Consider the following 14,298-nt stretch of genomic DNA (forward strand, 5'->3'; position numbering starts at 1 on the left):
GGGGATCATGCGACACATCGTCCGCGCCCCCTGGGAGCTGCTCAAGCGCGCCTTCGGCTGGCTCGTCCTCTTCGAGCTGCGCAACAAGGTCCTGCTCGCCCCGTCCGCGCTGCGGCTGGGCCGTTTCGAGACGGCGGAGGTCCGCCGGCTCGCGGCCGCCGCCGACCCGCCCGCCGCGCTCGTCGCCACGGTCATCGCCACCCATCGCCGCCCCGACGCGCTGCGGGCGGCCGTCCGCTCCGCTCTCGCCCAGAGCGTGCGCGACCAGGTCGTGATCGTCGTCGACGACGGCGCCGGTCTCCCCGAACTACCCGACGATCCACGGCTGTTCGCGGTGTCGCTGGCCCGCAACAGCGGTGTGGCCGGCGTGGTGCGCAACGTGGGCATCCGCCTCACCCGCTCGCGGTACGTGGCGTTCCTGGACGACGACAACCTGTGGGAGCCGGACCACCTGGCGCGGGCGCTGGCCGCCCTGGAGTCCCCCGGTGGACCGGACGGCGTGTACACGGCGCTGCGCCGGGTCCTGCCGGACGGCACCGAACGCGACGTGCTGTCGGTGCCGTTCGACCGCCGCCGCTCCGCACGGGAGTCGTTCCTGGACACCAACGCGTTCGTCGCGCGCCGCACCAGGGCTCTGCGCTTCAGCCGGCTGCGGCGCACGCCGCAGGTGATGCCGCGCGAGGACTGGGAGCTCATCCACCGCTACAGCCGCGGCCACCGCGTGCGCCACGTGCCGCACGCCACCGTGCGGTACCTGGTGAATCCCGCGAGTTTCTACACGACGTGGTCCTCCTGAGGTCCCGGGGCCGCCCTCAGCGCGCCCGGGGTGAGGAGCGCGCGGGCGGCCGCGCGGCTGGCGGCGCGGCCCAGGAGGGCGCGTGAGGTCTCCCGCAGCAGCACGGCCCCACGGAAGCCGAGCGTCGCGAGCGGCCCGTGGCGTCGCCGGTACAGCCGCACCCGGTTGAGGGTGAGCAGCGTCCACAGCCAAGGCGACACCTGAGAGTCGCCGCCCAGGTGGACGGCCTCGGCGGCCGGTTCCAGCTGCGTGGCGTGTCCGAGGTCGCGTGCCCGCAGGCAGAACTCGGTCTCCTCCGAGTACAGGAAGAAGGACTCGTCCCACGGGCCGCACGCGGCGAGGCAGTCGGCCGAGACCGCCATGAGCGCGCCCGTCGCCCAGTCCGCGCGGGTGGGCCGCCGGTAGGCGCCGGGGTCGGTGACGAGTTCGCTCAGCGCCGGGAAGCGCCCGGCCCGGCGGTTGCCGATGACGGCCTCACCGAGGGCGCGCGGCACGCTCGACTCCCGGCGCAGCGAGGGGTGCGGGGTGTCGCGGCCCTCCTCGTACAGCAGGGGTACGGCGATGCCGACGCCGTCGCCGAGGCTGTCGACGAGGCGTCTGGCGCAGCCCCGCCGCATACGGATGTCCGGGTTGCAGATCAGGACGGCGTCGTGGCCGTCGGCGGCGGCCAGCGCCGCGTTGACGCCGGCGGCGTATCCGGCGTTGCGGCCGGTCTGCACGACGGTGGCGCCGGGGGCCAGGGTCTTGAGGACGTCGACGGTGTCGTCGGCGGAGTCGTTGTCGGCGACGACCAGCCGCCAGTCCAGGCCGGTCATGCCGTCCGGGAGCGCGGCGAGGAACCCGGGGAGCACCGCGGCGCTGTTCCAGGTGACGACGATGACGGCGACGCGGCTCATCGGGACTCCACGAGATCGGGAAGCCGGGCTTCGGCGGGCGTGCCGCGGTTCACGGCGGCGGCGGCAGCGGCCTCGCGCCGGATGAATCCGAGGTAGCTGCCGCCGGCGCCCAGCAGCAGGAAGAACATGCCGGCGAACATGGGGAAACTCAGCGAGTCGAAGGTGGCGCTGATGACCAGCGCGACCAGGGACGAGGCGAAGAACGCCTGCCCCAGTTCGCGGTCGGCCTCGGTGCGGGCGAGGCGCCGGATCGCGCCGCCCTGGTGGATGCCGGTGACGAACAGGGTGAGCAGGGCGAGGAGCCCGACCACGCCCATCTCGGCGAGGCCCAGCATGTACTGGTTGTCGGTGAAGAAGTACAGGTCCGGCGTGAAGGTGCCGAAGCCCCGCCCGAACAGCGGGTGTTCCTTCAGATACGGCACGATCGCGCTGTACTTGACGGTGCGGGCCTGGGTGCTGCTGTCGGAGTTGGACAGGAACGACGCGAACAGGCCCGTGATCGTGCCGATCAGCCCCGGGATGAGCACCTTGAAGACGGCGACGGACGCCGTCATCACGCCGATCGCGGCCCAGCGCCGGGCCGGCTTCCAGCGCACCACCATCACCGCGGCCACCAGCAGCAGGCCGATGATCGAGGTCCGCGACACCGACAGGGGCAGGGCGCCGGCCAGCAGCACCACCGGCGCCCAGCGGCGCCAGGCCCGCAGATGACGGCGTACCGGATCGAAGGCCTGCTGGATCGCGAAGGGCAGCAGGATCGCCAGCACCCCGGCGAACTCCAGGGGCTGGGCCGTGGTGGAGCGGGGCCGGGTGAAGGCGCCGCGGTCCATGACGGACACCTGGGCCACGCTGGTCTGCAGGCCGGGGATGTGCAGGGAGTCGGCGATGTTGGTGGCGGCGAAGAAGTCGTAGAAGCCGATCGCGGCGACGACGGACGCGAGGACCACCACCCGGCGTAGCAGCACGTCCAGCCGGCCGCGTTCCTGCACGGCCGCCGACGTCAGGACGACCAGCGACACCCACACCAGGTAGCCGATCAGCCCGCGGTCGGCGCCGAGGACCTCCTGGTGCGAGCTTTCCCGCATCGCGTCCGCGATGTACGCCAGGAGGACGGCCACCCCGAGCACGCCCACCGCGACCCGGGCGAGCCGGGTGCCCGGCGCGGGCAGGATGCGGCCGCCGAGCCAGGTCGCGAGGTACCACAACAGGCCGAGCAGGGCGAAGACGTTGGCCGGGGTGCCGACGCCGCCGAGCGCGGGCAGGGCGAGGTTGGAGGGGATGAAGAAGGCCAGCGAGAGATAGACGGTGAGGATCGCCGTGGCGTCGACGCGCCGGGCGAGCACACCCACCGGGGCGCGGGTCTCCTTCGCGCGGGGCTCCGTGCGCCGCCGGCGGCGGACCACCGCGACGCCCTCCATCAGGATCGACAGCAGGAACGCGCTGACGACGCCGAGGATGACGACGGCCGCGACGTCCTGGTAGCGGCTCTTCGCCTTCGCCACGGGCGTCTGCGGCAGCACGACGGGCGCCGTCTGCACGAGGTAGGCGGGCGGGACCTTGGCGGCTTCCTGGAGGGCGTCGAGTTGCTCACCGGCGAACGCGGTGAGGGTGTTGGTCTCCTCGAGCACCTTCGCCCGGTCGGTTCCGGTGACGCTGAGCGAGAGCAGCGGGCTCTCGCTCGCCGGCGCGAAGCCGGCCGTGTACGGATCGGTGACGCCCCGGCCGTGCAGCTCCTTCGCCGCGTCGCTGGATTCCAGGGTGCGGATCAGCACGTCGGCGGTGACGATCAGCGAACCGCCCGCGTTCGAGATGGGGTTGCCGAACGTCGGCGCCAGCCGGGCGACGGCCGAGGAGTCCAGCAGCGCGACCGAGCTCTGCGACTGGTAGGCCACGGGCACCGTCATGTACAGGTAGCCGCCGCCGAGCAGGCTGAGCAGGGTGAAGGGCACCATGAAGTACCAGCGTCTGCGCAGGATGGCCCATATCTCACCAAGGCTCACGTACCGTCCCCCCAATCGGTGGCATCGCGCCGCGCGCCCTGCCAGTATCGGGGGTGACGGAAGGATCTCCTATGTCGCCCGGGAACGTCGCCGACGCGCTGCTGCGGCGCTGGTACGTCGTGGTGGCCGCGCTGCTGCTGACGGCCGCCGGGGCCTGGCAGGTGGTACGTCCGGCGCCCCAGTACGTCGGCTCCGCGGTGGTCGTGCTCAAGCCGCCGGTGACCCGTAACCAGCCCAACCAGCTGACCAATCTGCAGCCGCCGCTCGCCCTGGTCTCCTACTCGGTGATCCAGCAGCTCCAGTCCCCCGCGGGTGACCGGGAGCTGCGCGCGGCGGGCGTCGGGGGGACCTATCACCTGGTGCCCCGCAACAGCGGCACCAGTGCCACGCCCCGCTATCTGATCCCGTCGCTCCAGGTGCAGGCGCAGGCGTCGGACTCCGGCTCCGCCGTGACGGCCGTACGCCGGGTCGTCGACGTCTACACCCGGCACGTCGAGGCGTTGCAGTCGTCCCAGGGCGTGTCCGGCGGGGCGCGGATCACCGCCTCGGTGCTGGTCTCGCCGAGCGCCGCCGAGGTGCGGGGCACGCCGAGCCGGGGTCTGGCGGGCGCCGCCCTGCTGGGTGTGGCCGGCGGTGTGGTGGGCGCGTTGTGGCTCGACCGGTATCTGATGGGCCGCCGCACGCTCACTCCCGGCCGGCACGCCGGTCCGCTTCCCGTGGCGCGGTGAGCGCGGCCGGTGGCGCGTCGGACGGCGCATCAGATGCCGCGGCGCTTCCACGACTCCCACCACAGCCGCTCCCGGCCGCGGTCGGCCACGGCCGACCACACCAGCGGCTGCAGATACGGCATCGCGGCCGGTCCGATCCGCCGTCGCAGCCGTAGCGCCCGGTACTCGGGCAGGGCCCGGTAGCCGGGCAGGCACTCCTCGGCGAACGCGACGCACGCGTCGACCGGGACGACGTCGGTACGGCCCCGGTCGTAGGCCCGGTAGGCGCGGCGCAGGGCGTAGCGGGCGAGCCGGGTGTGGACCTGCTCGGCGAGGCGGTCGCGGTGGGGCAGCCGGTCGGCGCACTTGGTGAGCACCGAGTCGAAGGCGACGAGGCGCTGCCGCAGGTCGTCGAGCTGGCCGCCGAAGTCGGTGGTGGACATGTTGTCGCCGTGGACGCGGTAGAAGGCCTGGTCGGCGCCGCGTATGTAGCCGACGTCGGCGTGCGCGGCGAGCCGCATCCACATCTCGATGTCGCCGGCGTGCGGGAGGGCCGGGTCGTAGCCGCCGACGGTGCGCTGGAGGCTGGTGCGGACGACGACCTCGGGTGAGGTGATGCAGCCGGTGCCTTCCCGGAAGCGGCGCTCCAGCCACCACTGGCCGGGGTAGACGACCGAGCCGGTGGAGCGGGAGCGGGCCTTCGGCAGGGGGCCGCCGTGCTGGAAGCGCAGCGGGCGGCCGTAGGCGAACCCGGCCTCGGGGTGGGCGTCGAGGAGGGCGGCGGCGCGGACCAGGGCGCCCGGGACGAGCCGGTCGTCGGCGGACAGCAGGGCGACGTAGTCGCCGTCGGCCCATTCCAGCAGGCCCTCGTTGTACGTGGCGATGTGGCCCTTGTTGGTCTCGTGGACGCGGACCTCGATCCGCGGGTCGGAGGCGGCCAGCTTCTGTGCGGCCTCGGCCGAGTCGTCGGGCGAGGCGTCGTCGATGATGAGGACCCGGACGTCCACGCCGTCCTGCTCGTCCAGGACGCTGCTGACGCAGTCGGCGAGGAAGTGGCCGTACTTGTAGCAGGGGATGACAACACTGACGGTGCTCATCGATGCGGCAGCCAATCCCCGGTGGTGGTCCGCGCGGCGCGGGCCACCACCGGTGCGCTCGGTCGGTCAGTTCTTCTTCTTGCGGACGGTCTTGCTGGTCAGGGTCCAGCTGTGGGACGTCACCGGGTGGCGGTGCTCGTCGCGGGCGTGGACCGTGACCGTGAACCGTGTGCCGTCCGGCAGCGGGGCCGACAGGTGGACGGACACCCGGTGCGTGGCCCGGTCGTAGGAGGTGACGGCCGTGACGTGGAGTTTCCTGGCGGCGGCTGCCGTGGGGCCCGGCAGGACGGTCACGGTCGCGGTGACGGAGGACAGGGCGGTCCCGGCGGGCAGGGCCGTGACGAGGGGGGCGCCCGCGTCGGCGGTGTGCGTCACCGAGGACGTGGTCACCTCCGAGGCGGTGGCCGGTGCGAGCATCCCGCTCGGGTTGTCGGCGGTGAAGACCGGGCCCACCCAGTAGTTCGCGGAGCCGTAGGAGCTGTTCGGGAAGGCCGGGTCGGCGCCGTAGCGGTACAGCCCGTTGTGGTGGGCGGTGGTGTCGGCGGTGGCGGTCAGCGGGTACGCCTGGTGGGCGGCCGTGAAGTAGCCGCCGTCGACGGCGTAGTTGCCGTGCGGGGCGTGGTAGGAGACGACGTACGGGGTGCCGGCCGTGACGGCCACCGGGGTGGCGAAGGTCAGCGTCTGCCAGCCGGAGGCCGACTCGTTGGTGAAGGTGCCGGTGGCGAGCAGTGTGCCGTCGTCGGTCCACAGGCTGCCGGTGTGGGTGCCGGTGTTGCCGGTGCCCTTGTAGAAGGTGACGCCGGTGATCCAGCCGGCCGTCGAGGACGTGAAGCGGGTGCCCAGTTCGACGGAGTTGGCGTCACCGCTCACGTCGGTGGTGGCGGGGACGGTGCCGGCGTTCCACAGGGTGCAGGGGCAGGTGACGGCGGGCGGGGTGGCACTGGTGGTGAAGCTCCAGGTCACCGGGTCCGCCATGGCGTTGCCCCACAGGTCGGTGGCCTGTACGGACGCGGTGTAGGTGGTGTGCAGGGCCAGCTCGGTCGACGGGGTGAAGGTCGCTTTGTTCGCCGAGGGGAGTGTGAGGGTGCCCGGGACGGCGGTGCCGTCGGGGTCCTTCACGGTGAAGGTGAGGTTGTCGGCGTCGACGGCCGCGTTGAAGGTGGCCGACACCGGTGCCGTGATCGATGTGCCGGCCGCCCCGGAGGTCGGGGACGTGGCGGTGACGGTGGGCGGGGCCGTGCTCGCGGTGGAGGTGTCGAGCACCGCGTCGACCCAGTAGTTGCTGCCGGAGGACGGTGAGGACGGGAAGGCGCTGGTGGAGGTGTACCGGTAGACGCCGTTGCCGCCGTCGGTGCCGGACTTCAGCGCCGTGAGCGGGGCGAGGCCGGCGTCGCTGTCGGTGAAGTAGCCGCCGTCGTAGGAGTATCCGCCGTTGGGGGCGAAGTAGGAGGCGACATAGGTGGTGTTGGCCTTGACGGCCACCGGGGTGGAGAAGTTCAGCTGCTGCCAGCCGGAGGCCGTCTCGCCGGTGAAGGTGCCGGTGGCCAGGCGGGTGCCGGAGGCGGTCCACAGGCTGCCGGTGTGGGCGCCGGTGTTGGCGGGCGACTTGTAGAAGCGGACGCCGGTGATCGAACCGGCCACCGTGGTGCGGAACTTGACGCCGAGCTCCACCGAGCTGCCGTCGCCCGCGTTGACCGTGCCGGGCACGGCCGAGGCCGGCCACACGGTGCAGGGGCAGGTCTGCGGGCCGACGGTCACCGGGAGGGTCGTGACGGCGCCGATGTTGACGCTGTCGTCGACCGCGCGGACCTTGATCGACGCCGCGCCCGGGGTGGTCGGCGTCCAGGTGTACTTCCAGGACGTGAGGCCGCTCGCGGCGTTCCAGGTCGTGCCGCCGTCCGTGGACACCTCCACTCGGGCGACGACTCCGCCGCCGGTGTCCGTCGCGGTGCCGGTGAGGGTGACCGGCTTCAGGGCCGGGAGGGTCGCGCCGGAGGCGGGGCTCGTCACGGTGAGGGCCGGTCCGGTGGTGTCGGTGGAGGCGCCGGTGGCGACGAGGTTGCTCTGCAGCGTCTTCGGCTGGACGCCCATGTCGGCGAGGACGTTCACGGTGGCCTGCTGCATGCGGGCGTCCTCGGTGACCACTGTGTCGGCGGGGTTGTAGGTGGGGACGTTGCTCAGGCCCCACGACCACTGCACGGTGCCCGACCCGAAGACCAGCGCCCCGGAGGTCTGGTCGCGGAAGGCGACGAGGTTGTGCGTCGCGGTGCCGTTGCCGTAGACGTTGCCCCAGTCCATGCGGAGCTTGCCGTCGTTGATGTCGACCGTCGTGGACGACAGGTCGATGGCCCCGGCCGGCCGGGTGCCGTTGGCGATGTCGCTGTCCCACTCGTAGCCGAGCGTGCCGGTCGGGAAGGTGGCGGTCTGGCTCGGCGTGAGGTTCGCGACGGAGGTGTTGCGCCACAGCCGGTTCCTGCCGTAGGAGCCGGGGACGGTGATGGCGTCGCTGCGGTAGCCGTTCACCGTGAACATGGAGCCGGTGAGGATGTTGGGCGGCTGGTAGGCCTGCCCGTACTGGGTGGAGGCGGGGTCCATCCAGGTGCCGGTCCAGATGCCGCTGGGGTCGGCGACGCCGTTGTTCTGCGCCATCTTGGTCATCTTGTAGCAGACCAGGGTGCGGTCGGCGGTGTTCGTGCCGTCGGTGCTGGGGGCGAGCCGGGTCTTCCAGAAGACCTCGTTGCCGCTGAAGAAGGCCTCTCGCACCCCGGCCTTGCGAGCCGCGAGCACGTTGGAGTACTGGCTCTGCGTCCAGTATTCGTCGTGGCCGGAGGACAGGTACACCTTGTGGTTCTTCAGCAGGGTGGCGCCGTTGGTGGACACGTCCACCCCGGACAGGTAGCTCACGTCGTAGCCGTTGCGCTCCAGCCAGGACAGCATCATGAACTCGGAGCCGTAGATGCCGTTGTCGCCGCCGATGTCCAGCGGCCGGTTGTAGCTGACCTCGTAGGCGCGGCCGTCCGGCGCGGGCCCCGCCCCGCCGTACAGGTCCTGGCCGCCGTAGTCGTTGTACGCCTGCCAGGTCTGGTCGCTGGTCTGCACGACGACGTCGGAGGTGCTGGAGTCCTTGCGGACGACGAACGGGTACGGCATCAGGCCGTCGCCGTCGGTCTGCGTGAGGTTCGCGATGTACAGGCCGGACACCGCGTCGCCGGGCACGGTCCAGCTCGCCGTCACCGGCCAGTTGCCGCAGTCGACCAGCCCGGTGGCGCTCTTGGTGGTGCAGCTCCGGGGGCCGGTGGTGTAGTTGGCCGGGTACGTCACGGCCGCCTGTGCCGCCGTCGACATCTCGCGGGCGCCGTCACCGCCGTACCAGCCCAGCCGGTAGATCTCGATGTGGTACGGGGTCTTCGACTGGACCTTGAACTGGACCGTGTCGCCCGCCTGGACGCTCTCCTTGGTGGTGAACCCCTTGATGTCGCCGTAGGCGTTGGCCGAGAACCAGTCGGACTTGGGGCTGCCGGGCTTGGAGTTCTCGCAGACGACCGGGTTCGAGCCCGCACCGCACGGATCGGTCACCGCCTGCGCGGGGACGGCCTGCGGGAGCACCGCCCATATCAATGCTGCCACGACGGCGAGGCGCCCGCCCCGTAGCCGTCTGCTCCAACTGTTCATGTGGACCTCTCAGCGGTGCTGTGCAGGACCGACCCGTGCGGTCGGGGTGGAGCCGGATGGTTCAGCTTGCGAGCGCCTCGGTGAGCGCGTCCACGACCCGCTGCTGCTGGCCGGGGGTGATCTGCGGGTAGAGCGGCAGCGACAGGATCCGCCCGGCGGCCCGCTCGGCGTTCGGGAAGTCGCCCGCGACATGGCCGAGATGGCGGTACGCCGGGGTGAGGTGGACCGGTTGCGGGTAGTGCACGCCGGCGCCGATGCCCTCGGCGTTGAGTTTGCCGACGACGTCGTCCCGGTCCGCTCCGCTGACCTGGACGACGTACAGATGCCAGACGTGGACGTTGCCGGGCTCCGTCACCGGAAGGGTCAGGCGGCCGGTGTCCGCCAGGGCGGCGAGCAGCGTGTCGTAGCGGGCGGCGGCCGCGCGGCGGGCCGCGTTGCCGTCCGCGAGGCGGGCCAGTTTCGCGCGCAGGACGACGGCCTGCAGCCCGTCCAGGCGGCTGTTGAAGCCGGGCACGTCGTGGCGGTACTTTGCGACGCCGCCGTGGTTGGCGATCGCGCGGACCAGGCCGGCGCGTTCCTCGTCGTCGGTGAGGACCGCGCCCGCGTCGCCGTAGGCGCCCAGGTTCTTGCCCGGGTAGAAGCTGGTGGCGGCGATGCCACCGCTGCCCGGTGTGCGGCCGTCACGGTCGGCGCCCTGGCACTGCGCCGCGTCCTCGACGACCCGGACGTGAGCGGGCAGCTGCCCGGCCAGAGCGGTGACGTCGGCCATCTGCCCGTACAGGTGCACGGGCACCACCGCGCGGGTGGCCGGGCCGACCGCGTCCAGCGCCGCCTGCGGGTCGAGCAGGTGGCTGCCGGGCAGGCAGTCCGCGAGGACGGGGCGGGCGCCGATCCGGGCGACGGCGCCCGCGGTGGCGATGAAGGTGTTGGCGGGCACCACGACCTCGTCGCCGGGCCCGACGCCGCTCGCGCGCAGGGCGAGTTCCACGGCGTCGGTGCCGTTGGCGACGCCCACGCAGTGCGCGACGCCGCCGAAGCCGGCGTACTCGCGCTCGAAGGAGTGGACCTCGTCGCCTCCGACGAACGCGGTGCCGTCCAGGACGCGGTCGAAGCCGGCCCGTACCTCGTCGGCGACCTCCGCGTGCGCCGCCTTCAGATCCACCAGCGGAATCCGGTTCATGCCCTGTGTCCCCCCATTGCTCTTGTCGCGAGTTCGTCCAGCGCCGGGGTGGCCGCTTCCCGCAGCCGCCGGGCCGGGCTCCCCACCCAGACCTCGCCCGGCGGTACGTCGCCGAGCACCGTGCTCCCCATCCCGATCTGCGACCACGCGCCGACGGTCGTGCCCTCCCGGACCAGGGCCCCGGAGCCCACATAGCTGCCCGTGGCCAGCCGCACTCCCCCGCCCAGGCGCACCCCGGCGGCGAGGGTGACGTAGTCCTCGACGACGTCGTCGTGGGTGAGGACGGTGTGCGGCATCACCGCGACGTGCGCGCCCACGTGGACGGCGGCCGTCAGCGCGCAGTGCGCGAGCAGCACCGAGCCGGGGCCGACGCGCGAGGTCGCCGACACGGCCGCGGCCGGATGGACCACGGTGGCGTAGCGGTCCTCGGGCAGGCCGAGGCGGCGCACCAGGCGGGCGCGGGCGCCGTAGTCGCGCGGGTTGCCCACGCACAGCACCACGCGGGCGTCGGGCAGGTCGTGCACCAGGTCCGAGCCGCCGAGGACGGGCACGCCGTCGACGTCGGTGCCGTGCAGGGCCGGGTTGTCGTCGAGGTGCCCGAGCAGCATGGCGTCGCCCGCGTCCCGCACGGCCTGCGCGGTCTCCCGGGCGAAGCCGCCGGCGCCGACGATCAGCAGCGTGTTCATCGTGCGGCCTGTTCCCGCAGGACCGCCACGACACGGTCCTGCTGGGCCTCGGTCATCGTGTGGAACAGGGGCAGGATCAGCGAGTCACGGCTGATGCGTTCGGTGACCGGCAGCGGCGCGCCCGGGTGGCCGGCGTAGGCGGGTTCGAGGTGGGCGGCCATGATGCCGCGGCGGGCGGAGACGCCGGCCGCGGCGAGCGCGGCGAGCAGGTCGTCCCGGCCGACGGGGAAACCGGGCTCCAGCAGCACCCAGTAGGACTGGAAGTTGCTCTCGCCGTACGCGGGGTCGCGCACCGGGGTCAGGCCCGGGACGTCGCGCAGCAATGCCTCGTAGCGGGCGGCCAGTTCACGGCGGCGGCTGATCATCGCGTCGAGTTTGCCGAGCTGGACCAGGCCGACCGCGGCCTGGATGTCCGTCATCCGGTAGTTGTAGCCGACCTCGAGATAGCTCTCCAGGACCGGCTTGTCGCTGGCGTGACGCTCGGCCGCCGAGGCGTTCATGCCGTGTTCGCGCAGCCGGCGCAGACGTGCCGCCCAGGCGGCGTCGTCGGTGGTGAGCATGCCGCCCTCGCCGGTGGTGACGATCTTGCGGGGGTGGAAGGACCAGGCCGCGATCAGCGCGCCCTGCCCGACGGGCTTGCCGCCGGCCGTGGAGCCGATGGCGCAGGCCGCGTCCTCGACCAGCGGCAGCTGCCAGTCGGCGCAGGCGGCGCGCAGGGCGTGCACGTCGGCGGGGACGCCGCCCTGGTGGACGACGAGGACGGCCCGGGTGCGCGGGGTGCGCACCGCGTCGACGGTGGTCGCGGTCAGGTTGCCGGTGGCCGGGTCCACGTCCGCGAACACCGGCTCGGCGCCGGTGTACCGGACGGCGTTGGCGGTGGCGATGAAGGACAGCGAGGGCACCACGACCTCGTCGCCGGGCCCGAGTCCGAGGGCGAGAAGGGACAGGTGCAGGGCCGTGGTGCAGGAGCTGACCGCGACGGCGTGCTCGGCGCCGGCCCGCTCGGCGAAGGCCCGCTCGAAGGCGGCGACCCGGGGGCCCTGGGCGACCCAGCCGGACAGCACGGCCTCGGAGGCCGCCCGGGCCTCCTCCTCGCCCAGCCAGGGGATCATCACGGGGATGCGGTCGGTGGTCACTTGGCCGCCTCCCGCTCCGCGCGCCACCACTCGACCAGGTCCTTGAGGCCGGTGCGCAGGTCGATGCGCGCGGTGAAGCCGAGCCGCTCGGCCGCGCGGGAGGTGTCGGCGAGGCGCCGGACCACTCCGTTCACCGTGCGGGTGGGGCCGTACTCGGGCTTCAGACCGGTGGCGCCCATCGCCTCCAGCAGGCCCTCGGCGAGCTCCTTCAGCGAGGTCTCCGTGCCGCTGGCGACGTTGAACACCTCGTCGGTGACGTCCGACTCGGCGGCCAGCACATTGGCGCGGGCGATGTCGCGGACGTCGACGAAGTCCATGGTCTGGCTGCCGTCGCCGAGGATCAGCGGCGGCTCGCCCGCCTCGATGCGTTCCATCCAGCGGATGAGCACCTCGGTGTACAGGCCGTGGATGTCCATGCGGGGGCCGTACACGTTGAAGTAGCGCAGGGCCACGTAGTCGAGCCCGTACATGGCGTGGAAGCTGCGCAGCATGCCCTCGTTGAAGGCCTTGGCGGCGCCGTAGAAGGTGTCGTTGTGGTACGGGTGGTGGTGCTCGGTCGTCGGGAAGGTCTCGGCCATGCCGTAGACGGACGCCGAGGAGGAGGCGACGACCTTGGGCACCCCGGCGTCGACCGCCGCCTCCAGGACGTTGAAGGTGCCGTCGACCATCACCTCGTTGGCGAGCCGGGGTTCCTCCGCGCACTGCGTGATGCGGATCGCGGCGAGGTGGAACACCAGGTCGGCGCCCTCGGTGACCTTGCGCACCAGGGCGGCGTCCCGGATGTCGCCCTCGACGACCTGCACGGTGCCGCCGCCCAGGGCCCGGGCGAGGTTGGCCATCCGCCCGCGCACGAAGTTGTCGAGCACGACGATCTCGCGGGCACCGCCCTCGGCCAGGAGGTCGACGAGGTTCGAGCCGATGGTGCCCGCGCCTCCGGTGACCAGGATCTTCTTGCCTCGTACGCTGCTCAACTGCTTTGCCCTCTCGCTGATGTGGAACGGCAGTACCCTGCGCTGCGACGGAGACGCCGGCGCCCGGCCCTTGACGGGAACGTCAGTGCCCGGCGCGCAGGCCGACGACGGCGCCCTTGAACTGCAGGCTCCGGGAGGCCGCTTCGAGGATGTCCAGCACCCGCAGACCCGCACGGCCGTCGGTCAGCGGCGCCCGCCGGTGCCGGATCGCGTCGGCGAACTCCTCGGCCATGCCGCGCAGCGCTTCGCGCTCGGCGATGGCGGGGGCGACCATGTCGCCGGAGCGGTACGAGACGAGCATGTCGCGGCGCTCGTCCGCGCCGATCTCCTGCGGCGCGGCCAGGTCCACGCCGCGGTCGTAGATCGCCACCCGCTGCAGCGGGTTGAGGTCGTCCCAGACCAGGGTGCGTTTGGCGCCACCCACCATGGTGGTGCGCACCTTGGTCGGGGAGAGCCAGTTGACGTGCACGTGGGCGATGGCCCCCGTGTTGAGCTGGAGCGTCAGATAGGCCACGCACGCCTGGCCGGCGCCGATCGGGTCCGCGCCGTGGGCGGCGACGGCGACCGGCTCGACGTGGTCGGGGAGGATGAAGTCCAGGATGGACAGGTCGTGCGGGGCCAGGTCCCACAGCACGTCGATGTCCTTCTGGACGAGCCCGAGGTTGATGCGGACGGAGTCGACGAAGTGGATCTCGCCGAGTTCTCCCGAGTGGACCGCCTCCCGGATACGGCCCACGGCGGGCGTGTAGCAGTAGGTGTGGTCGCACATCAGGGTCAGGCCGCGCTCCTGCGCCTCGTTCACCAGGCGCAGGCCGTCGGCGTAGGTGGCCGCGAGGGGTTTCTCCACGAGGACGTGCTTGCCGGCGCGCAGGGCGGCCAGGGCGATGTCGAGGTGGGTGCCGGCGGGCGTGGCCACGGCGACGGCGTCCACCGCCGGGTCGGCGAGGACGGCCGCGTAGTCGGCGGTGGCCTGCACGGTGGAGTAGGTGCCGAGGACCCGCTGGGCACGGTCCACGTCGAGGTCGCACAGCCAGCGCAGCCGGAACCGGTCGCTGGCCTGGAAGTTGCGGACGAGGTTGGGGCCCCAGTAGCCGGCCCCGACGACGGCGACCCCCAACGGCTCCTGCGTCACGGTGTTCCTCTTTCCCTGGCTCATC

Annotated in this window: 11 protein-coding genes; 2 read left to right on the forward strand and 9 right to left on the reverse strand. The window is 72.6% G+C overall.

Annotated elements, in window-relative coordinates; genetic code table 11:
- Positions 1–7 precede the first annotated feature (7 nt).
- Positions 8–796, forward strand: coding sequence for a glycosyltransferase family 2 protein (locus AC0B9F_RS06125; RefSeq protein WP_471999071.1), 789 nt, complete (start codon positions 8–10; stop codon positions 794–796).
- Here AC0B9F_RS06125 and AC0B9F_RS06130 read toward each other — a convergent pair.
- Positions 775–1,692: a glycosyltransferase family 2 protein gene (locus AC0B9F_RS06130; protein WP_471999073.1), complete on the reverse strand. Its 918-nt coding sequence runs from the start codon at positions 1,690–1,692 to the stop codon at positions 775–777. The genes AC0B9F_RS06125 and AC0B9F_RS06130 overlap by 22 nt on opposite strands.
- Positions 1,689–3,692 carry an O-antigen ligase family protein gene (locus tag AC0B9F_RS06135; protein ID WP_471999075.1) on the reverse strand — a complete coding sequence of 668 codons (2,004 nt, stop codon included), beginning with the start codon at positions 3,690–3,692 and terminating at the stop codon, positions 1,689–1,691. Before AC0B9F_RS06135 ends, AC0B9F_RS06130 begins: the two co-directional genes overlap by 4 nt.
- Before the next feature lie 71 nt (positions 3,693–3,763).
- On the opposite strand from AC0B9F_RS06135, the gene AC0B9F_RS06140 reads away from it, so the two are divergent.
- Positions 3,764–4,420: a hypothetical protein gene (locus AC0B9F_RS06140; protein ID WP_471999077.1), complete on the forward strand. Its 657-nt coding sequence runs from the start codon at positions 3,764–3,766 to the stop codon at positions 4,418–4,420.
- A 29-nt stretch (positions 4,421–4,449) separates the two neighbouring features.
- Here the strand turns inward: AC0B9F_RS06140 and AC0B9F_RS06145 are convergent, their stop codons facing one another.
- The 7 genes from AC0B9F_RS06145 to AC0B9F_RS06175 form a co-directional block, all read right to left on the reverse strand.
- A complete protein-coding gene (locus AC0B9F_RS06145) occupies positions 4,450–5,496 on the reverse strand; it encodes a glycosyltransferase family 2 protein (RefSeq protein WP_471999079.1) in 1,047 nt (348 codons plus the stop codon).
- Positions 5,497–5,562: 66 nt separating this feature from the next.
- On the reverse strand, positions 5,563–9,123 hold the full coding sequence (locus tag AC0B9F_RS06150) for a DUF4082 domain-containing protein (RefSeq protein WP_471999080.1): 3,561 nt from the start codon (positions 9,121–9,123) through the stop codon (positions 5,563–5,565).
- 106 nt (positions 9,124–9,229) lie between these two features.
- Positions 9,230–10,348: a DegT/DnrJ/EryC1/StrS family aminotransferase gene (locus AC0B9F_RS06155; protein WP_471999082.1), complete on the reverse strand. Its 1,119-nt coding sequence runs from the start codon at positions 10,346–10,348 to the stop codon at positions 9,230–9,232.
- Entirely contained in the window at positions 10,345–11,034 is a 690-nt protein-coding gene (locus AC0B9F_RS06160; RefSeq protein ID WP_471999084.1) for an acetyltransferase, read from the reverse strand. Before AC0B9F_RS06160 ends, AC0B9F_RS06155 begins: the two co-directional genes overlap by 4 nt.
- Positions 11,031–12,170: a DegT/DnrJ/EryC1/StrS family aminotransferase gene (locus tag AC0B9F_RS06165; RefSeq protein WP_471999086.1), complete on the reverse strand. Its 1,140-nt coding sequence runs from the start codon at positions 12,168–12,170 to the stop codon at positions 11,031–11,033. Before AC0B9F_RS06165 ends, AC0B9F_RS06160 begins: the two co-directional genes overlap by 4 nt.
- Positions 12,167–13,141 (reverse strand): NAD-dependent epimerase/dehydratase family protein, encoded by a 975-nt coding sequence (locus AC0B9F_RS06170; RefSeq protein ID WP_471999088.1) that lies wholly within the window; start codon positions 13,139–13,141, stop codon positions 12,167–12,169. The genes AC0B9F_RS06165 and AC0B9F_RS06170 overlap by 4 nt, the downstream gene beginning before the upstream one ends.
- A gap of 82 nt (positions 13,142–13,223) precedes the next feature.
- A complete protein-coding gene (locus tag AC0B9F_RS06175; protein WP_471999090.1) occupies positions 13,224–14,297 on the reverse strand; it encodes a Gfo/Idh/MocA family protein in 1,074 nt (357 codons plus the stop codon).
- Between the last annotated feature and the right edge of the window lies 1 nt (position 14,298).

The organism is Streptomyces sp. NPDC097129, assembly GCF_055668065.1.